Source organism: Paenibacillus sp. B46(2026) (genome assembly GCF_056786355.1).
On the sequence record NZ_CM165907.1, the window covers coordinates 2,781,165 to 2,802,219 of the forward strand.

Consider the following 21,055-nt stretch of genomic DNA (forward strand, 5'->3'; position numbering starts at 1 on the left):
ATCAACGATCCTCCCCGATCTGTAGAATGATGGTCATGGTGACACCCAGGACGGCGAGATACACGCCAAGATCGAACAGCATGGCCGTGGCGAGTTCGGTCTCTCCCAGCAAAGGAAGTTCGAAATAGCCGAAGGTTTGGCTGAGGAACGGGACTCCGAGTATAAATGAACCCGCGCCCGTCAGTAGGGCTATACCCAAGCCGATTCCTGTTAGAATACGGAAGTCAACGGGTAACGCTTTACGTATCGTATCAGTGCTGAATGCCAGGGCAATCAATACGAGCGCTGCCGCTGTTACCAAGCCGCCGATGAAGCCTCCGCCCGGATTGTGGTGTCCTGCGAAGAACAGATGCATGGCGAACGTTAGAATAATGAACACAACGACCTTGGTGGTCGTTTGCAGCAATACATCATTACTTTGCAAAGGGACGGTGTCCCACGAGGATGAGCTGCGTTCGCGGTTACCATACTTTTTCGTATTGTCCGTTTCATCATCCAGATCAGGCTCGGAATCCTGAGTTTTGTCCTTCTTGGGGAACTTTAATCGGGCTCCGAGATCCTTCGCTTCGAGGTTCAGATTAATCATGGAATAGATGGACAATGAAGCAACGCCCAGCACCATAATCTCCAATAACGTATCGAAGCCACGGAAATCTACTAATAACACGTTCACGACATTTTTACCACCGGCCGAATTATAGGCTTCCTGAAGGAAGAAAGTAGATATGCTGTCGAGTGATGCTGTTCCGCTTGCAGCCAGTGCAACAAAAGTCATCACGACACCTACTGCGATCGCTACGATCATATTTACCGTGAGATAACTGCGGCTCGATTTGCCTCGTTGCAGTTCTGGCAAATGGTAGAAGCAGAGCAGGAACAGCGCAACGGATACCGTCTCAACAATCATCTGCGTCAACGCCAGATCCGGCGCCCGGAAGAGTACGAACAGCAGAGTTACAAGGTAACCAACTGCTCCTGTCATAATGACTGCCGATAGTCTGTTCTTGGCAAAAGGAATCGAAACTGCGGCACCAATGAGTGTGACTAACAGTACAACCTCATAGAATGAGTAGGGCGCATTGCCCTGCAGATTCCATGTAATATTTTCGCCTGAACGGAAGAAGGCATAGACTAGCAACGCGACCGTGAATGAGAAAATATACACAAGATAACTACGAACGGAGCCATTCATATAGGCTTCCGTCCATTTGCGTGCATAATGCTGAAGATTATCCAGCACGACATGGTACATATTGTTAATGGTTAATCCTTGTGGATAATGCTCATAAATATTCCTCCATCGTGGCAACAGCTTGTAGAGAGTGATTCCCAGAATCACGACTCCGATCGTCATAATCAGTTCCGGAGTCCATCCATGCCACAGGGAGAAATGTACATCGAAGCGTTCGTTCCCATTCAGTAGGGAAGGAAGCACAGCGGCCATTGCCGGTTCAATCAGTGATCCGGCCAACAGGTTCGGAAAGAGTCCAAAGACGATGACAAGAACACCGAGAACAACGGGCGGAATGAGCATACCGGCGGGCGCTTCGTGCAACTTCTTGGCAGGGATCTCGCTTTGGCTACGACCGAGGAATGTTTTGAACACGATAATAAGTGCATAGATCAGGGTAAACACACTTGCAAGCCAAGCGAATACCGGCAGTAGAACACTCCAGGATCCAAGTCCAAAGATTCGCAGATGCGCGACCTCGACCATGGCTTGGAAGAATAGCTCCTTGCTTAGGAATCCGTTGAACGGTGGAATACCAGCCATGGCAAGTGAGCCAATCAGTGCTACGGTGAACGTTACGGGCATGAATGAAGCAAGTCCACCGAGCTGTCGAATGTCACGCGTACCGTTCTGATGATCGACAATACCTACGACCATGAATAGGGCGGCCTTGAAAGTCGCATGATTAAACAGATGTAGCAGTGCAGCGGTCGTCGCCACGGTGTACATGGCAGAGGACTCGCCATATCCGAAGTAGAGAGCAGCAGATCCAACCCCGAACAGGGACATAATCAGACCAAGCTGAGAGATGGTGGAATAGGCAAGAATCGCTTTGAGATCGATTTTTTTCACCGCCAGAAATGATCCATAACACAAGGTGAGAAGGCCAACACCGGTAACGAGCCAGAACCAGAGTCCCTGTCCACCAAAGATCGGTGTGAATCGAGCAACAACATACAGTCCGGCTTTAACCATGGTGGCCGAGTGCAGATAAGCACTTACAGGTGTTGGAGCTTCCATGGCATCCGGCAACCAGATATGGAATGGGAATTGAGCTGACTTGGTGAAAGCTCCAATCAAAATCAAGACAAGTGCGGGCAGGAAGAGCATGCTCTCCTGGAACTGTCCCAATCCCGCAATGGTTCCGCGAATGCTGAATGTTCCCGTAATGAGATACATCATCATGAATCCGGTGAGCATGGCGAATCCGCCAAATACCGTGATCATTAAAGATTTCTGTGCCCCTGAAGTTGAGGCTTCGCGTTTGTAGTTATATGCAATCAACAGGAATGACGTAATACTGGTCAATTCCCAGAATCCATATAGCACGATCATGTTATCAGACAGTACCACACCTAGCATGGCTCCCATAAACATCAATAGATACAGGTAGAAGCGGTTCAGAGCTTCTTTCATATCCATGTAAAAGATGGAGTAGAGAACAACCAGGACACCGATTCCGGTGATTAGCAGTGTCAGCATCAGGCTTAGACCGTCCAGATATAAGTTAAATCCAATGTCCAGTGATGGAATCCATGGGATATTTCCGGATACGGTATTGCGCTGTGACACAGCGGGTATGAGACTCGCAAAGTATGCAAATAATAGTGCCGGGACAAGGAGAACCGGCCATCCCAGATGGTTTTTACGGAAGAAACGATGCAGCATGGCAAGAAGAATGCCAGCGGCAAAAGGCAGAATAACAGCAACATGAAGCAGGCTCAACATTACACCCCCAATGTTTAGTATTTCGACTTCTCTCTGTGGGACTACAGGCGCATGATCCTTGAAGGATATGCTTGCTCTCTATATTCATAACCCAAGTATGTATATACAGAATCGTGTCTATTCTTTGGATGGAAGAAACTCGGTGAAGATTTCAGTATCATATTGTATGGGTATGTATAATAAAAAAACATATAAATTCCGATAAAGATGAAAACGATTAGGTGACATTCCGTGTATCCTTTGCAGCATAGTTATGTTGAGAAGCAAGATGGTTTCACCGTGTAATGGAGGAAATAATGTCATTCAAAATCAGAACTGTGCTTACTGTCATCTTCGCTGTTTTATCCTTGCTGGTTACCCTGACGATTGGGTCTATTTTCAGCCAAAAGTCATTCGTTGCTGTAGAGACAGAGATTGGTCACTCGCTTACAGGCACGGCCTCACAGGCATCGAACAAGCTGGATCGGTTCATGTCCGCTCGCGCCGGCGAGCTGGACCTGCTGGGCCGAATGGCAGCGCTGGAAGATGGATTCAGACCTGCGGAGATTCAGATGTTGCTGGATCAGTTACAAGATAGCTTTCCCTCTTTCTCTTGGGTTGGATTCATGGACCCGAAGGGAAAAGTTTTAGCGGCGACGGATGGGATCTTGATTGGTGAAAATTTATCGGAGAGACCTGTGTATCAGGAGGGAATTAAGGGTGAATTTATTGGAGATGTGCATAATGCAGTACTTCTTGCCAAGCTGCTTCCGAATCCAACGGGGGAGCCGCTGCAATTCGTCGATATCAGTTTTCCGTTGAAGGATAGCAAAGGTCATATTCAAGGTGTGCTCGCTGCACATTTAAGCTGGGCCTGGGCAAAGGAAGTCGAGGAATCAGTGCTTGCTCCGCTCAAGCGGGAGGAAAAGGACATTGAGTTCTTTATCGTGAGCAAAAATGAACATACGGTACTGCTGGGGCCCAGGGAATGGATCGGTAAACCGCTGATGTTACCCGGTATCGCAGAGGCTCAGCGTAACAAAAGCAGTTGGTCCATTGAAAAATGGCCCGATGGGAATGACTATGTCACAGGGTATGCCTACAGCCAAGGTCACCTGGATTATCCCGGATTAGGATGGACCGTAGTCATTCGTCAAGTCAAGTCTACTGCATTAGCTTCCGTATTTGATCTGATGTGGTTTAATGTGTGGGCAGGGCTTGCTGTTACCATGTTATTTGCACTTATTGGCTGGTTTGTTTCTCGTCTGATCTCTGCCCCAATTGTGCGTCTCACCAGAGTAGCCAATCGACTGCGAGTAGGAGACGCTCTTGAGATTCCCGAGAATAAAGGGATTAAGGAGATCGAAGTGTTGTCCCGATCCCTTCGGGATATGGTGACCTCTCTTATGAATAAAGACTCGGAGCTGGTCGTGATGCAGAATCTGGCACATTTCGATCAGTTGACTGGGTTGCCGAATCGTACTGCACTTGAAGCGTATCTGGAAGATTCTTTGGAGACCGAAAGTGAAAATCATATCTTGACGTTTCTCTATCTGGATCTGGATGGATTCAAACGTGTCAATGATACGCTTGGACATCAGGTTGGAGATGTACTGTTACAGAAAGTCGCCCAGCGCCTGTCCTCTCTTGGTCAGGAGAAGGGCATAACTGTTCGCTTGGGTGGTGATGAGTTCCTGATTGTACTTCGCTCTGTTGGAAGTCATCCGAGGGAGGAAGCCAGCGCTTATGCAGAAGCGATTATTCAAAGCTTGAACAAGCCGTTTATTATTGAATACGAGCGAATTCAGATTGGATGTAGCATCGGAGGGGCTGAATATCCGACCAACAGCGGCAACCCAAGTGAGATTATCCGGATGGCGGACGAAGCTTTGTACGAATCGAAACGTGCTGGCAAAAATAGAATGACATTTTATTCCGAGTTGAAGCAGGGGAGTTAGCGTATAATAGCATTAGCTTAGTTATTCCTAACACCTTTGTACGAATCTGCGTATAGACAAGGAGGGGTGAAATGTCTGGAAAATATGCATCCGTACCTTACGGGTTTGAGCCACCTGCGGCCAGCCGTAAAGGGACGTTGACGTTTTATGACTCGTTTGAACATGTGACCGATGAACAACTTGAACGAGCCGCTGCAACGGTAGATACTCGTTCATTCGTACAACTCGTGCTGTATCCATTACACGAGAGCACATATAAGCGGATGAGCCGGAATCCGGTTCAGGCATATTACAAAAGAGAAGACCGCTTGCATGATTGGCGGCGGGAACATCCAACCTTACGCATACGTGTGGAGGGACTGGAGGGCAAAAGAAAGAAATATACGCCTGTGGATAGCGCGCTGCGCCATATCACTGCGGAATACCCGGCTCCTCATTTTCTGTATATGACAACCGAGATGGCAAATCTGTTCGCTTCATTCGATTCCTTTAAGGATTGGATCAAAGAGCTGCGTCTCATCATTGACGGACCATCAGGCGATCTTCATCCTAGGCTGGAGCAAAATCGTCATCGCTGGGAATGGGCGGAATGAAAATATAGAACTAGGAAGAAGATTGGCCCGCTGATCATATGCAAACCAAAAAAAGTTGAGTTGTACAAACCGGAATTCCGGTGTACAGCACAACTTTTTTATTTATGTTTTCTCTACGAAGGACGAAGTCAGATCAAGTGATGTTACGGTTTTATTTTTACCTGTTCGTTTGGCGGCATACAGACAGGCATCCACTTCCTCGAACAATTTGTCTTTGGTTAGATTAGGACTGTAGCTTTTGAGACCGATACTCACCGTGATGGAAGCTCCTTCAAGTTCCAGATGGCCCATCAGGGCAATCTTCTGACGAATCTGTTCCACCAAGACATAGGCCTGCTTGAAAGATTGCTCAAACATCAATAAGGCGAACTCTTCGCCCCCGTACCGTGCTGCAATATCACTTGAGGTAATGGTTTCCTGAATGATCAGGGACACTTTCTCCAGAATGATGTCTCCAACCCGATGACCATACGTATCATTAATGGATTTGAAGTCATCAATATCGATCAGAGCCAGATGCAGACTCATGCCACTGTTGGCGTACTCAAATGCTTTTTCGTAATAATCCTTGAATGAGGTTTGATTATAAAGGTTGGTTAAACCGTCTGTTTTGGACTGCTTGGTCATAATGGCATTTCGCACAATCAGATCCTGCTTGGCAAGCATGCTTGCCTGAAGATCGTCCAGTATTTCAACTCCGCTGGTTACAATAATTTGTGCTACATAAGTACTGATGATAAGAAAAGCCGGAATGGATACCGTGTCAAACGTAGACAGGTACAATCGGTAGACCGGATCGAACAAAACGAGAAGGTAAGCGGTCATCTGCATCAGGAAGACCATCCAGACCCTCTTTTTACTGAAGAACAGCACCGAAGCGAAGATGGGTAACAGGCATATTGCTAATATAATCCGAATGTCATAATTGACATGAATAATTGTCCAGGCGATAACTGTACTGGCTACAGACATGGCATAGAAGGAAAATGAACTAAAACGACGATCAACCCAACTCGCCATCAAAATACAAACACTGCTGATCGCAGTAGGCCAAAACAGGACATTTATCATGAAGTCTGCAGGCGTGCGATCATACTCCAGAAACAGGAAACAGCCAATCTGAATGGCTAAATGTGCAATAATGACAATCCAGTAGGCATCAAGCATTTTTTTGATCCATTTGGAATGTTTGAATTCGTATTCTGTTGGAATGTGGCTATTGTGTGCATGGAAACTCTTCATAGATCACCGCTGACTGCATCATAATGTTACGACAGAATGACTCTCGTATATGATGATTATAATTCACAATGAACAAAACGCAAATCATTATATTCGTAGCATGAGAACTAAGCTTACATTATATTACAGAGGAGCATCTCTTTTGTAACAGGAGAGTCCCGATCGAATGAGTACAGCATCACTGTGGAATATGGTGAAGAATAGGGTGTAGCACGATTGGAGATATCAGATCTGAGGAATTTGCTCAATCTTTGATGCCATGACATTACACGAACGTAAATGAATGGTATACTAATTGAATACGAACTCGGCAATCAACCCGTGGAATCGGGACGTCGGAGTAGAGGAGGCAGCCGCATTGGCAAAAGCAAAAGTAGCAAAAAGACCTACACGGGATGAGTTTGAACTTGAAGAGTTGGGAAATCAGCTGGTTGAAGCCTTTCGTGAACGTTCGGAAGTACTGTTGACGGTATGGGGCAAAGAAGATCAGGTGCAAGGAGTCATTGTCAAAATGGACTCTCGTACACGACTTGTGCATGTAGAGTATACAGAAGAAGAGTTCACGGCAAAGGTACCTTTTCTGGATATCATGCGAATACAATCTCCACGGTACTGAACGAAATAAACAGCATTTGATTAATTAGGGCATCCGCCCTGTCAAAGTCGTTCTTCCTGCATAAGATAACCCATACCTGTTGCAGAGGAGGTACGGTCAATGAGCGAAGTATTAGGTGGAGAAACAAGAGGCTACGGATACGGAGGTTTCACTTCTGTAGGTGCCATTCTGGTTCTGTTCATCCTGTTGGTTATCATCTCCAAAGCGTTCTTGGTATAATTGTATATCTCTAAAGAATGAAAGAAGCTCTGCCATCGCGGCAGAGCTTTTTTGTTTGTTCAGTCATTGGCGAATATTGTAGAAAATCGGTGTAAGTCCTGCTGACGTTATGTTAGAATATAACCATCCCTAGAGAAAGAAAGAGGTGTTTTGATTATGAGTAAAGAGTTAACAGAATCTTTAAATGAACAGATGAACTTCGAGTTTTATTCAGCTCATGTATATCTGGCTATGGCAGCATATTGTTCCAGCAAAAGTCTGGATGGATTCGCGAACTTCTTCATCGTACAGGCGGAAGAGGAACGATTCCATGGCATGAAAATATACAAATTCCTGAATGATCGTGGACAACGTGCCACACTTGCGGCTCTGCCAGAACCGAAGAATGAATATGCTTCGATGCTGGATGTATTTGAGCATGGTTATGCTCATGAGCAGCAGAACACGAAAAAATTCTATAATCTGGCTGACATCGCTTTGAATGAACGTGAGCATGCGACGATGTATTTCCTGAAATGGTTCATTGATGAGCAGGTTGAAGAGGAAGCGTTGTTCGACAACATTATTCAGAAGCTGCGCCGCATCGAAAAAGACAGCAATGCTTTCTACATGCTGGATGCCGAGTTCGGCAAACGTTCTTTCGTTGCTCCTGCAGAATAACTAACGCTGGAGAGTCTAGAAGATTCCAGCGATAGAAGACCATTTACATACAGCATGATGCCATATGCTGATTGAAGACGAAGAAGCCTGCACTTGTGCAGGTTTTTTTGCATGCATAGATATTTAATTATTGTATTGAATAGCTTGAATTGGAGCAAAAGTCTATCATAATCCTGAATGTGGGTAATAGAGGATATGTCACAATTGATCTATCCTGGCGGGATCTTTTTTTGCGCAAATCTATCAAATCCGTATTAAATTATAGGTTTATCTGACAAAAGTGTAACTCTAACGTAGCCTTTGAAGCGAGAACAAGTTCCTCTTTCTTTGATAGTATTAGGATTATCGCCAAGGGACGAAGGTAGAAAAACATGGACACCCGGGGAAATATAACACACAAGGGAGACTTCTAATTATGTTACACATTCGCAAATCGATCATGACCGCACTTGCTATTTTACTTATCATTCCACTATTACTGCCGCAGTCCGTATCTGCAAAATCACCTACATCGAAGGATACCGCAAGCAAAGCGAGTTCCAAAATCATATACCTGACTTTTGACGATGGGCCAACCGCTCACACGGGTCAGTTACTCGATATTCTGGATCAATATCATGCGAAGGCAACGTTCTTCATGCTGGGTCCTCAAATGGAGCATTTTCAGAAGGCTACCAAACGAATCGTAGCTGACGGGCATGGATTGGGTTTGCATGGTGTGACTCATGTTCCAGGCAAATTCTATAAATCTGCATATAGCGGACTGAAAGAAATGCAACAAGCCAATGTAAGTCTGAACAAGGTTGCCGGAGTTAAAACAAGTCTCGTTCGGACGCCATACGGCAGTAAACCATACCTCAAGCCGGCGTTCCGTAATGTACTGCTCGGTCAGGGTGGATTCCATCTGTGGGATTGGAATGTGGATTCGGAAGACTGGAAATACAAGAAGGATCACCAGAAAGTCTATAACAGTGTAATGAAGCAGATCCACAATGTGCAAAAGAGCGGAACAACGCCTGTTGTGCTTATGCACGACCAGGAAGCGACGTTGAAGGTCCTGCCACAAGTATTGAAAACATTGAAGGCAGAAGGGTATCGTTTTGAAGTATTAAGCAAGAAAGTGCAACCGGTCAACTTCTGGAACGACAAGCGTTAATCTCTTCAATCTGTGGATCAGATAATAGATGGATCCGAATTACACATTTGATACAACTCACAACGAAGGAGGTACACATCATGAAGAAACAACCTTTATGGATCACCATTCCGGTAACGACAGCCGTTATACTCGCTCTTGCAGGGTGTGGTGGACCGGATTCGAGTACTGAATCATCAGAGAATGGTTCTTCTCCAGCGACGACAGTGGGCGAACAGACCCAGACCGGAAGCGGTGGTGCTGATTTCTCTAATGAAAATAAAGCGGGAACCCAAGAGAACACGACCACAACGGATGGTCAAGAAACATCAGGATCGAAGGCGAATGACAACCAGGCTGCCACTGGTCAGTCAGGTGTGAATGAGGTAATTCAGCAAATTCGTAATCAGTTGACAATGAAGAATGCATCTTTACCCACATCCTTTACGTTAGAGAAGGGCACATATTTGGGTGCGGCACTACCTTCCAATACTGCTGATGCGTTTAAAGTAAACTTCTACGCTACGGCTAAGTCTGTTGCCATTAATGATGCATCGTTAACTGGATCTGGCAGCAAGGTACCTGTACTGGCTTCCTATGAAGTGAAGACCTATAAGGACCCCGATCAGTCAGAAATATTCCCAGAGACGAACCTGAAAGATATTCCAAACAATATGGCTGTGGATCTGGGACATGGTATTAAAGGTATGAGTGAAGGTGCGGCTGGTAGTCAATATCTGACTTGGCAAGAAGGAAGATGGACGTTACAGATTCGTTCGATTTCCGAAGATGAAATGAATAATCCGGGTATTGCGAAAAAAATGGTGGAATATCTGGAATCACATACATTGCCTGTACCGAAAGATAAAGGGTATATCAAGATGGAATATCCAAGTGGCGGAAAGTCTGTTCATGTAACGATCTCTTGGCAAGACGGTAATAAAATTCACCAGCTTAAGACCAATCAAGTACCATTGGAAGCCCTTGGTACGGCAGTATCTATAAAATCTTGAGCGCTTCACTAATATTCTGTAATGTACAAGATGAATGCTGGATTGTTGTAATACACAAAAAAAGCTTGGACCAGGAGTGTTTTACTTGGGCCAAGCTTTTTATTATAAGCATGTTATACGACTTGTGCAGCCGGGGAACATGTTTATTTATATTTCAATGGGTTAAAGCGGTACTTTCATTTGAACCACCCTTTTTCCTTGGAGCGAGTGATGGCCTCAATGCGGTTACTGGCATTTAACTTGTTGAGAATAATGGAGATGTAGTTACGCACTGTGCCCGTTGTGATGAACAGATGCCCGGCGATTTCCTTGGTGTTCTTCCCATCTGCCATGAGGCCTAGTACGGCATTCTCCCGTTCTGTCAGGGGATTTTCTTCTACATAAGCTTCATCTACCAGGTCGGGAGCAAAGATGCGTCTTCCATTCATGACTTGGCGGATGGTTTCAGCCAGTTCTTCAATCGGACTATCCTTGAGCAGATATCCGCGAACACCGCCTTTGAGCGCACGTTCGAAATAGCCGGTTCGGGCAAAAGTGGTCAGAATAATGACTTTACAGTTCAAACCTTTCATCTCTTCTGCCGCTTCCAGCCCACTTTTGACGGGCATTTCGATATCCATGAGACAGATATCCGGGGTCAGTTCTCTGACAAGTGACAGAGCTTCCTCTCCATTGCTTGCCTGTCCTACCACCTGCATGTCTTCTTCCAGATTGAGCAGGGAAGACAAGGCGCCCAGCATCATGCGTTGGTCTTCGGCGATTACAATGCTGATCATGTTGCATCCTCCTTCATTGGTTTGCGCGTCAGCTTGGGCACCTGAATGACGATTTGTGTGCCTGTTTTGTCTGCTCCGGAGCGAAGATCCAGACAACCGTTCACAAATTCGAGCCGTTCCTTCATACCCAAAATGCCGGTACCGCGCCGATCCTTGTTACGAGTACGTTCTATGCCTACACCGTTATCCTGAACCGTTAAAATGTTATCAGACTGTGTCTCTTTAATGGTGATGGTGCATACCGCGGCCTGACTGTGCTTGACGATATTGGTCACGGCTTCCTTCAGACACATGCCGAGAACATTCTCATTGAGCTGCGACGTGTCCTGCAACTTCGGATTGCCTTTCAGTACAAATTCAATCGAAGCAGCTTTCAGAATCTGTTCCGCGCGGAACATTTCATCGACTAGTTGTGTACCACGCATGGTGGTTACCATTTCCCGGACTTCCTTCAGAGCTGTACTTGCCGTTTGTCTTAGGTCGTTCAATTCGATCTCGGCCTGATCGGGGTTGTTGCGGAGCAGACGCTTCGCCAGATCGGTTTTCAGACCGATCAGAGAGAGCTTCTGTCCAAGTGTATCGTGCAGATCACGTGCAATGCGCTGACGTTCTTCCATTTTCACGAGATCATCCAGTCGTTTGTTGGCATTCTCAAGTTGACCTTCCAATTGTTCAGTCTTGTTTTTGTTATACGTACTGATGGGAAGCAGAATGGAGGCCATCAAGCTGATGAATACAAACGGGAGTTGGCTCACCAACAGAGAACTCTGATTAATGAAACCATAATTAATGGTTAAGAAACTGGCTCCCAAATTCACCGAATAAAGGGTGAAGAAACCGGCTTTATTTTTAATATTCCCAATAAAGAAAGCAAGAAACAATGAGAAATAGGCATAATCATAGGCGATAGTCATCGTAATGGATATGGCAATAAGCAGTCCAATCCACATGTACACCTGCCAGCCCTTGGTGATGAAGGCGAGCAGATAACAGACGAAGAAAACGAGGATGATGATGATGCCGGTTACCATCGTCCACAATTTGGAATATTGTGAAATGAAATAGAAGGGCAGGATGAAAAAGGCGAGCCATACATAAAGATTCAATCCTGTCTTTTTATAAAAAATTTGCATCCACTTTTGAATGGAATTCTCCTCCTCAAACTTGCAATGTACTCAAACTTAGCCTGACTGTAGCACGACTTTAGCCTGAATACAAGAAAACGAATCCGACAGAGTTAAGGCTTCTCTGTCAGACCCGCTGGATTGGTTACTCGGATAGGCGGTTGAACATACGGCTTGCGGGATAAGTTTTTGAGCTGTTTGAAACTAATAAATTGTTTGGAATCTTCGTCCCATAAGCGGAAGCGCAGAGCAACCAGGCTGGAACGTAGTGTGATGGTCGTTGCTTTTTGCAAAGGCGGTGTTGCATTATGTGCCTCTTCCAGGAAATAGTTCGGTACACGCGGGCTCAAGTGATGCACATGGTGAAATCCGATATTACCACTGATCCATTGCAACAATTTCGGCAATTTGTAATAAGAACTGCCTTCAACCGCTGCTTTTACATAACTCCATTCATCTTCATGTTCAAAATACGTCTCTTCAAACTGATGTTGAACGTAGAACAGCCAGATACCAAAGAAGCCGGAGAAGAAGAATACGGGTGCTTGCACCATAACAAAAGCCTGCCAACCGATTAACCAGCACATGAATGCATAGAGCCCAACGATCAAGGCCGTAGTCAAGTGAGTATTAATGCGTTCTTTACGTCTTGCACCTTTGCGGTTAAAGCGATAGGCGAGTATGAATACATAGATCGGTCCGATGCAGAACAATACAAACGGATTACGGTAAATCCGGTAGAAAAGACGACCCCAAGGTGAAGCTGCTTTGTATTCGTCAACGGTCATGACCCAGATATCACCTACACCACGTTTGTCGAGATTGCTGCTAGTTGCGTGATGGATGGAATGCTCGGCTTTCCATTGTTGATAGGGTGTCAGTGTTAATACACCTGTAATGGTACCGAGAATATCGTTAGCGCGTTTGCTCTTGAAGAATGAACCATGACAGCAGTCATGGAAGATGATGAACGTCCGCAGTACAAATCCGGATGCCACCAGGGCAATCGGGAAAGTCAGCCAATAGGAAACCGATAAGCTAAAGTAAGCTGCAGCCCATAGCAAGAAGAGCGGGAGCAATGTATTGATTAACTGACGGATACTTAATCTGAGATCATTTTTTTCGTAAGGGGTGACTTCTTTTTTTAAGGCCATCTCTTTTGTTCTATTCATAAAATTTGTCCTCCTTCAATCGTTATAACTGTAATCAGCTACAACTTGGCGTTTCCCGCTAGACTTTCCTGTAGGAAGCGTTTTTATCATTGTAAAACAATCCGATCATGACAGTAAGTCATAAACGTCAGCCTTCTATAATGATGAATATCAATGATGGACCATGACATTTGTCATGGGTGTATGATGCTGAATGGCTCTTCAGAAGACGGAAGAGAAGGTTTTAGAAATTCCTTTGCACAAATTACGCAACAATTTGTATTATGTATACAAATTTTGTTGTGAGCATGGTAAAATCTATCTTTGAGTGATTATGACAACTTATGAGATTGTCGATTAGGTTGATTTCTGATGGATTGGATGGAATGCATGATGAAGAAACGAATTACGGATATTTTATTTATTATGGCAGGTGCCTTTCTGTTTGCACTGGCGGTGAACCTGTTCGTGATCCCCAACGATTTGGCTGAAGGCGGCGTCACGGGCATTACGATTATTTTGTATTACCTGTTTGAATGGTCACCTGGACTGATGAACTTAATCCTGAATGGTATTTTGTTAATAGTGGGGTACCGGTTTCTTGATAAAACGACTACGGTGTATACGATTATTGCGGTCGTATTCAACTCGCTGTTCCTGCATCTGACGGAGAGCTGGACAATTGACTCGCATGAGCTGTGGATTAATACGATATTTGGTGGATTGTTTGCCGGTCTTGGTATCGGTTTGATTGTTAGAGTGGGGGGAACGACAGCCGGAACAGTTATTCTGGCACGGCTTGCCAACAAATATTTGGATTGGAACATCAGTTATGGATTATTATTCTTTGATTTGATTGTGGCGTTCTCATCTTTCTTCATTATAGGACCGCAAGGTCTGATGTGTACAATTGTCTTGCTGTTCGTGGGTACCAAAACGATGGAGTTCATTATTGAAGGACTCAATCCGAAAAAGGCAGTTATGATTATCTCATCCAAACAGGATGAGATCGCAAAGCAAGTAATTGAGAAGATGGACCGCGGAGTAACCGTCCTGTCCGGTCATGGCTATTACACGAAAAATAAGAAAGAAATTCTATACATTGTGATTAGCAAGCAGGAAGTTTCCATGCTGAAGAAGATTGTACGAGCGGAAGACGAGATTGCTTTTATCACCATTCATGATGTGCGTGATGTATTCGGTGAGGGATTCATTGAACTCTCCAAGACTTGATGAATATGTATATAAGGAAGAAGGGAGTTGCGGTGGATTATCACCGCAACTTTTTTGATAGGTTAATTGTATCCGGTATTAATCTAGTTCAAAAAGAAAGAACTCTTCTCTTTAGGGAAGGGCAAAAGAATATTAATAATGTCTTCTTTTTTTGACTCCACAATAGTCAACAGTTACATGACAGTGTTTTTTACACTTTGTAGGGACATATTTAATTTTGGTAACACAAGTTTTCGTGATTTTTTTGTAAAAACACTTTGGTCTTGGATGATGACATTTATGCTTTCTATACATATTGAAACCTCCCTGATCGTGATAAGGTATTGTATGAACAGGTCCTTGTTATGGTAATGTATAAACGTCTACTATTGTATAATAATTCCTTTATTAGGCTTTTGTGTTACAAGTGGAGGTGTGGTTCTTTCCTAGCAAAAGAGTGCAATGACAAAAAGCTGTACACCTACCAGGCACGATGATATATTGAATTTAATTAATTTGTTAATAAACTTAACTAACTATAAAAGGAGGCAATAACATGGCTGGCACACCGCAATATATTCGCAATCTGAATGAAAATCTGATTATGGATGCTCTGATCACTCAGGGAACCATGTCTAGAGCGGATATCAGCCGTCAGACTGGACTTAGCAAACCCACAGTGTCGTCGGCGGTCGAACATCTGATTGACCGGAATCTGGTGAAGGAAACGGGGAGAGCTGACAATGCTCAAGGTCGCAAAGCAACCCTCATCCGCTTTAATGAAACGGCTTATTATGTCTGTGGTGTAGATCTCGGAGCAACACGTATTCGGATCGCATTATCCGATCTGAATGGAGAGATCATCTCCTATCGAACGTATCCCATGGTAGTCCAAGAAGCCAATGACCGAGCAGAAACGACGATGCTGGAGCTGCTTCGAAGCCATATGAACGCATTGCTTGAGGAGAATCATCTGAAGTGGAACCAGATTCAGTGCATTGGGTTCGGCATACCGGGTGTAGTGCAGCCTGAATCGGGGCGTATCAATCGTATTGTGGACCCGTTAGCAGGTTTGGAACAGTCCTTCTCCCTGGAGTCGTTGTCTGGCGCATTTCCCTGTGAAGTAATCTTGGAGAATGATGTGAATCTTGCGGCGCTGGGGGAGTACAGGAGTGGTGCAGCAGCAGGCGATCCCTTGTTTATTTTTTTCTCCATCGGCACAGGAACGGGAGCTGGAATCATGGTGCATGGCCAACTGCTTCGAGGTCTTGGTGGATTAACCGGAGAGATTGCGGAGATGTTGGTGGAGGATGGTCGTCGTTTGGAGGAAGTACTGTCAGCTGATGGTCTGTTGCAACTGGCAAAACGTCATCTTTATCCGCATGATGAACTATTGGAGGGTACTGATTCGGGTGCGCATGTGAATGTAGATGCAGATGATCTTCGCAGACACCTGACGCCCGAGAAGTTATTTGAAGCTGCACGTAATGGAGAAGCAGAGGCGATAGAGATTGTTAAACAATACAGCCAGATGATTGCTTCAGCTCTGCGTCAGATTAGCGTTGTGCTTGCTCCCAATCTCATTGTGCTTGGCGGAGGTGTTGGGGGGAACGGGGATGTGTTGTTGCCATTACTGAGACAGATCGTATCTGATCAATTTCCAGTACAACCACAGTTAATCTGTTCCAAGCTTGGTGAGCAGGCTGTCGTCACTGGCGCGGTGCAGGTGGCCGCACAACAAACGATGCTGAATATTCAGCAGGAAGCCATGGAATAAGAGATTGGATATACACATGTGAGGAGGAAACGGGATGACAGAATCTGTGAAAAACGTAAGTAAGGATTTTCAACCTGATCAGGATGGTACGGTAAGGGGTATTGCGTCCGGTTGGATTGCAGGTGTTGATATTGGAGGCACCAAAACATTAATCCTGTTGTCATCACAGGCAGCTGGAAGTAAGGTTTATGAACGCCAGTTACCTACTCTTGTTAGTGATCAGCCGGATGAGTTCTTCCGATGGTTATTCGCAGAAGTGGAAACGTTCTGTCGTGAGATGAGGGGCAGTCTGGATCAACTTTCAGGTGCGGGCTTGGGATTCCCTGGTGTGATTCTGCAGGAGGAGGGAATACTGCGAAATGCTCCGGCTTTTCAGTGGCCTGAGCAAGATATTCGTCCTATCATTGCGAAGTATTACACCGGGAACATCATGTTGGATAACGATGTAAATATGGCCGCAATGGGAGAATATGATCAAGGGGCAGCACAGGGACATCGCCATTGCGTGATGGTCACGGTTGGAACAGGCATTGGAGCTGCTCTTATCCTGAATGGACAGCTGTACAGCGGCCAGAATGGAGCAGCCGGCGAGGTTGGGCATTTCATTGCAGGAGACGAAGGACTTCATTCAGGCTACGTTGCGGATGCCGATTCATTTGGTGTATTCGAGCAAGCGACTTCAGGCACGGGGATTACCGAACAGGCGAGACGTTATTTTGCTGATGGAAAGGGAAGTGCCTTATCTCTAATCATGAGCCTTGCAGGAGGGGAAGTGGAACAGATCGAAGCCAGGCATGTATTCAAGGCAGCCGAATCAGGTGATGTTGCTGCACTGGAGATCCTGGAACTACCCATGCGTTATATGGTGAGAGGTCTGGCGAATATTACGGCTTTACTTAATCCTTCCATTATAGTGATCGGTGGTGGCGTGGCAGCATCCAACCCATCCTATTATCTAAATGAAGTGCGCACACGACTCCAACGTTACACCGTTCTGCCTACACCTTTAGCTATAGCTGAACTCGGGAACAAAGCTGGAGCAATCGGGGCATTGGCTGCAATCAAGTCGAGTCTGACACGCACATATCAATAGAGAATAGGCGAAGCAACTATAGAATTAAAGGATGGAGATCCGGATGAGAAGCAGACATATGAAGGCTTACACAGAGAAAACAAAAGCCGATTCCAATGATGCAAGACGTGTTTTACTTCAATTGCAGGGCCTATATCTCTTTATGGGGCTTGCCGGGGGGATGTTTAACCCGTACATTAATCCCATATTGGTTGCACAAGGTTTTTCCAGTAAAGAAACTGGATTTATTATGGCGTTTGGCACACTTGTATCCATTATTCTTCAACCTATATGGGGAATTCTGGTAGATAAGTTTAAAAAGACGCGGTTCGTACTGGTGATAAGCCTGCTTGTTCCTGCATCGTTAGCATACTTCTACAATATTCAAGTGTACTTTATATTAATATTGATTTATACTTTATGCACTATATTCCAAGTGACTCAAATACCCGTCGCTGACTCCTATGCGGTTACAGCCGCGAGAGCAGCGAACACCTCATATGGCATGGTCCGACTCTTCGGGAGCATAGGAACGGGAGTTGGTGGATTTGCAGCAGGCATGTATCTCTCCCAGTTTTCCATTCACATGTTATGGCTGCCTTTTCTGATGTTTAACGTTCTGAGTGCCATACTGGCAAGTACACTTCCCCGGCAGACGAGCATATCCTCGTCCTCGGTAACCTTCTCCGTAGGTTTGGCAAGATTGCTCCGAAACCGGACATTCCTTCTATTTTTAACAGGTTGTTTCCTGGTTAACCAAACGCTCACTGCATTTAACTCCTTTTTCGTTATTTCATTTCAGATGGCTGGCGGTTCTGTGACCATGACAGGTACGGCGCTGCTACTTGCGTCGATTACCAATGTTCCATCCATGTTGGCAGCGGCATTTATTCTCCGAAAATGGGGACATGAACGGACGATGCTGCTTGCAGCCGGGGCGTATATGTTACGTTGGGGCATACAATGGTTATGGCCGACGCCTGAGGTCATGATTGGCGTTCAGGTGCTGCATGGATTATCCTTTGGATTCTTCTATATCGCAGCAGTGGAATATGTGGCTTCCGTTACGGGACGGGAAATGCAGGCCACCGGACAAAGTTTATTTAATATGGTGTTTGCGGGCCTGGGTGGAATTGTTGGTAATATGCTTAACGGATACTTGCTCGATTCCGGCGGTCCATCACTGATGTATCTGGCTTGCACAATCAGTGCGGCACTAGGATCAGTGATTCTGTATATCGTCAGTAGGCAAGCCAAAGAGCAGAGAAGAGCATACACATTAGAATAGAAATGGAAGGAGCTGGAGCCTATGAAAGTAAATCTGAAGCGGAATTGGCACACCAAGTTGATGTATTCCTACTTCCCTATTTTTCTGCTTACGATTTCCATTCTGATCTTTCTCTCCTTCCTGATTGTTAACGAACTCTCACGTAACGAAACGAAAAAAGCCGACATGATCTCCACCCGCTACATCGTGGACACGCTGGAACGCTCGCTAAGTGACATTGAACTTCGGTTGTTGGAAGATATCGGCATGAACAAGACATACAGTCGCTTTCTGGAAGCTGGACAGGGACAATTATCGAGTCAGTTCATCTATGATGCGGCGAGCGGGATGGGGCGCATGCTGGATCAGCAGGATATGATTCAATCCATTTATCTCTATCGCATGTCCGATTCCCAGATTCTTACGCCCAGAGGCATGATGCGCATGGAAGATTTCGAAGATCGTGCCTATATTGAACAAGCCTTGAAGAATCGAGATAACCTCGGTTGGAACTTGCCGCGTGAATACAAGGAACGTTCCTTAGACTTACCTTCACAGGTGATTAGCATGAATAAGTGGCTTCCATTACCGTGGGGTGGGGAAGGTCTACTCGTTATTACCATCAACATGTATGCAGTCGAACGTCAGATTGATCATATGACCAATGAAAAGTTGTCTATACTTCAGGTTCGGGACAAGAGTGGTAATCTGATCTATACAGCGCATCAAATGGACCCTTCAGCAGGTGAAATACTTAATCGTGTGTCTGCGGACAAGCTGGGTCTGGTCTTCGAGAGTGGTATTCAATCCGGACAACTGTATTCATGGGTATCCCTTGTCTCTTATGTGTGGATCGGTATTGGATTATTAACGATCGTTGGTGCGGTGGCGGGACTGATCTACATTACTCGCAGAAATACGCGACCCATCCAGCTGATCATGAATCGAATTCAGGCGCTACAGCCACGTGCGGAGGAGGATGAAGCAGCTCCATCCGTCAAGGATGAACTGGCACTCATCGACCGTGCGCTGGAACATCTGATTGCTCAGACGGTTGACTATGAGAAACAGCATCATGAAAACCTGCTAATTCACCGCAGACAATTGCTTGTTGATCTGATGGAAGGGGAGCGAATGGATTCGTTCCGTCAGCGACTGCGCCATCTGCAACCACTAGAGGAACGATTCATGGAACCGAAGAGCGTTGCTGTTCTCGTTGCGGAGATGAATGGTGACGATCTCTCGACCAATCAGAATATTCTGAAGATTGCGCTCATGAACGTAGTGGAAGAACTTGTGCAGAACGAGACCCGATTCGGTGGTTGGGCTGAATGGTTTGGGAACCGCAGGCTTATTGTGGTGATTGCATCGGATGAGCAGGAAGGACTGGATCGTGAATTGCTTATGGACCTGGCGAAGCAGATGCATATGTGGATCGCGGAACACTTCCGACTGCGGTTTACCTTTGGAATCGGACGAACCGTATCGGGCTGGGAGGAGATCACTCAATCCTATGCAAGTGCAGATGCAGGTCTACAGCATAGACTAACCCTCGGTAAAGATGCCATTGTTCTCAGTGAACAACTTCCGGATCGTATTGAGCTGCAATCATACAAGTATTTGCAGATGCTCGCGGATTTTGTCCGTGAATTCAGGCTTACGGGTGATGGGTGGCGGGCACAGCTAGACCAGATGTTTGTAGCGTTTGGTGAAGATCAGATTACAGATCACGATATTCGCATGCTGCTGCAGGCGTTAATTCAGATGTTGTCTCGTGAATTCGGAGAGCTGTCTGAGCGGTTGCAAAGTCAATTTTCCGAGGAAATCCTGACTCGTCTTCGCAGTGATATCCAGCAGGTGGAGACATTGGAGAGAATTCAGGAGATTTTGCAGGAATGGCTTAAAGAGGTCTATCGCAATTATGTTTCTGTGAATGAAACGAAAAGTCATCGTGCGATGATCAACGAGCTGCGGATCTATATTGAAGAGCATTTTGATGATCCGGATCTGTCGCTGAAACATCTGAGTGATCGGTTCCAGATCTCGGGCAAATATGCGAGTTATTTGTTCAAGGAAGAGTTTGAGATGAAGTTTGTTGATTTTCTGGTGAAACTGAGGGTCGAAAAGGCCTGCCGTCTGTTGTCTGCATCTGATATGGCTGTGCAGGATATTGCTCTGCAAGTGGGCTATGCCAATGCCATCTCTTTCGGCAGAGTATTTAAACGGATTATGGGCGTGACACCAGGGGAGTATCGCAAGCAGAGTGGGAAACAAGGGGATTAAATAACGATATTGGTCGTGT

17 protein-coding genes are annotated in these 21,055 nt (G+C 45.5%); 12 read left to right on the top strand and 5 right to left on the bottom strand.

The genetic code is table 11. The annotated features are described in order from the left end of the window. Position 1 precedes the first annotated feature (1 nt). The gene (locus AC1S8V_RS12810) at positions 2-2,956 is read right to left on the bottom strand and encodes a Na+/H+ antiporter subunit A (RefSeq protein ID WP_482074469.1); all 2,955 of its coding nucleotides are present in this window, start codon (positions 2,954-2,956) and stop codon (positions 2-4) included. A gap of 299 nt (positions 2,957-3,255) precedes the next feature. On the opposite strand from AC1S8V_RS12810, the gene AC1S8V_RS12815 reads away from it, so the two are divergent. Further along, positions 3,256-4,896, top strand: coding sequence for a PDC sensor domain-containing protein (locus tag AC1S8V_RS12815; protein WP_482073899.1), 1,641 nt, complete (start codon positions 3,256-3,258; stop codon positions 4,894-4,896). A 71-nt stretch (positions 4,897-4,967) separates the two neighbouring features. After that, positions 4,968-5,489 (top strand): hypothetical protein, encoded by a 522-nt coding sequence (locus AC1S8V_RS12820; protein WP_482073900.1) that lies wholly within the window; start codon positions 4,968-4,970, stop codon positions 5,487-5,489. 102 nt (positions 5,490-5,591) lie between these two features. Here AC1S8V_RS12820 and AC1S8V_RS12825 read toward each other — a convergent pair whose 3' ends face one another. Next, complete coding sequence (locus AC1S8V_RS12825; RefSeq protein ID WP_482073901.1) at positions 5,592-6,731, bottom strand: GGDEF domain-containing protein; 1,140 nt, start codon at positions 6,729-6,731, stop codon at positions 5,592-5,594. A gap of 358 nt (positions 6,732-7,089) precedes the next feature. Here AC1S8V_RS12825 and AC1S8V_RS12830 point away from each other — a divergent pair, with 358 nt between their 5' ends. The 5 genes from AC1S8V_RS12830 to AC1S8V_RS12850 all read left to right on the top strand — a co-directional run bounded on the left by AC1S8V_RS12830 (position 7,090) and on the right by AC1S8V_RS12850 (position 10,374). Then, positions 7,090-7,347: a YolD-like family protein gene (locus AC1S8V_RS12830; protein WP_482073902.1), complete on the top strand. Its 258-nt coding sequence runs from the start codon at positions 7,090-7,092 to the stop codon at positions 7,345-7,347. 99 nt (positions 7,348-7,446) lie between these two features. After that, positions 7,447-7,566: a hypothetical protein gene (locus AC1S8V_RS12835; protein ID WP_017688846.1), complete on the top strand. Its 120-nt coding sequence runs from the start codon at positions 7,447-7,449 to the stop codon at positions 7,564-7,566. 156 nt (positions 7,567-7,722) lie between these two features. After that, positions 7,723-8,226, top strand: a complete 504-nt coding sequence (locus AC1S8V_RS12840; RefSeq protein WP_145318150.1) for a ferritin — start codon at positions 7,723-7,725, stop codon at positions 8,224-8,226. A 415-nt stretch (positions 8,227-8,641) separates the two neighbouring features. Further along, positions 8,642-9,382, top strand: a complete 741-nt coding sequence (locus AC1S8V_RS12845) for a polysaccharide deacetylase family protein (RefSeq protein ID WP_482073903.1) — start codon at positions 8,642-8,644, stop codon at positions 9,380-9,382. An 80-nt stretch (positions 9,383-9,462) separates the two neighbouring features. After that, the gene (locus AC1S8V_RS12850; RefSeq protein ID WP_482073904.1) at positions 9,463-10,374 is read left to right on the top strand and encodes a hypothetical protein; all 912 of its coding nucleotides are present in this window, start codon (positions 9,463-9,465) and stop codon (positions 10,372-10,374) included. Positions 10,375-10,550: 176 nt separating this feature from the next. Here AC1S8V_RS12850 and AC1S8V_RS12855 read toward each other — a convergent pair whose 3' ends face one another. From AC1S8V_RS12855 to desA, 3 genes are all read right to left on the bottom strand, one after another. After that, the gene (locus AC1S8V_RS12855; RefSeq protein ID WP_482073905.1) at positions 10,551-11,150 is read right to left on the bottom strand and encodes a response regulator; all 600 of its coding nucleotides are present in this window, start codon (positions 11,148-11,150) and stop codon (positions 10,551-10,553) included. After that, positions 11,147-12,295 (bottom strand): histidine kinase, encoded by a 1,149-nt coding sequence (locus AC1S8V_RS12860; RefSeq protein WP_482074470.1) that lies wholly within the window; start codon positions 12,293-12,295, stop codon positions 11,147-11,149. The genes AC1S8V_RS12855 and AC1S8V_RS12860 overlap by 4 nt, the downstream gene beginning before the upstream one ends. Before the next feature lie 92 nt (positions 12,296-12,387). After that, positions 12,388-13,446 carry a Delta(5) desaturase DesA gene (gene desA / locus AC1S8V_RS12865; RefSeq protein WP_482073906.1) on the bottom strand — a complete coding sequence of 353 codons (1,059 nt, stop codon included), beginning with the start codon at positions 13,444-13,446 and terminating at the stop codon, positions 12,388-12,390. A 372-nt stretch (positions 13,447-13,818) separates the two neighbouring features. Between desA and AC1S8V_RS12870 the strand changes: the two genes are divergently transcribed. The 5 genes from AC1S8V_RS12870 (at position 13,819) to AC1S8V_RS12890 (ending at position 21,036) form a co-directional block, all read left to right on the top strand. Next, positions 13,819-14,658 (top strand): YitT family protein, encoded by an 840-nt coding sequence (locus AC1S8V_RS12870; RefSeq protein WP_339242091.1) that lies wholly within the window; start codon positions 13,819-13,821, stop codon positions 14,656-14,658. Positions 14,659-15,193: 535 nt separating this feature from the next. Further along, on the top strand, positions 15,194-16,414 hold the full coding sequence (locus tag AC1S8V_RS12875; protein ID WP_482073907.1) for an ROK family transcriptional regulator: 1,221 nt from the start codon (positions 15,194-15,196) through the stop codon (positions 16,412-16,414). Between the two features lie 34 nt (positions 16,415-16,448). Further along, positions 16,449-17,507 (top strand): ROK family protein, encoded by a 1,059-nt coding sequence (locus tag AC1S8V_RS12880; RefSeq protein WP_482073908.1) that lies wholly within the window; start codon positions 16,449-16,451, stop codon positions 17,505-17,507. A 58-nt stretch (positions 17,508-17,565) separates the two neighbouring features. Further along, the gene (locus AC1S8V_RS12885; protein WP_482073909.1) at positions 17,566-18,774 is read left to right on the top strand and encodes an MFS transporter; all 1,209 of its coding nucleotides are present in this window, start codon (positions 17,566-17,568) and stop codon (positions 18,772-18,774) included. Positions 18,775-18,795: 21 nt separating this feature from the next. Beyond that, complete coding sequence (locus AC1S8V_RS12890; RefSeq protein WP_482073910.1) at positions 18,796-21,036, top strand: helix-turn-helix domain-containing protein; 2,241 nt, start codon at positions 18,796-18,798, stop codon at positions 21,034-21,036. The last annotated feature ends 19 nt before the right edge of the window (positions 21,037-21,055 follow it).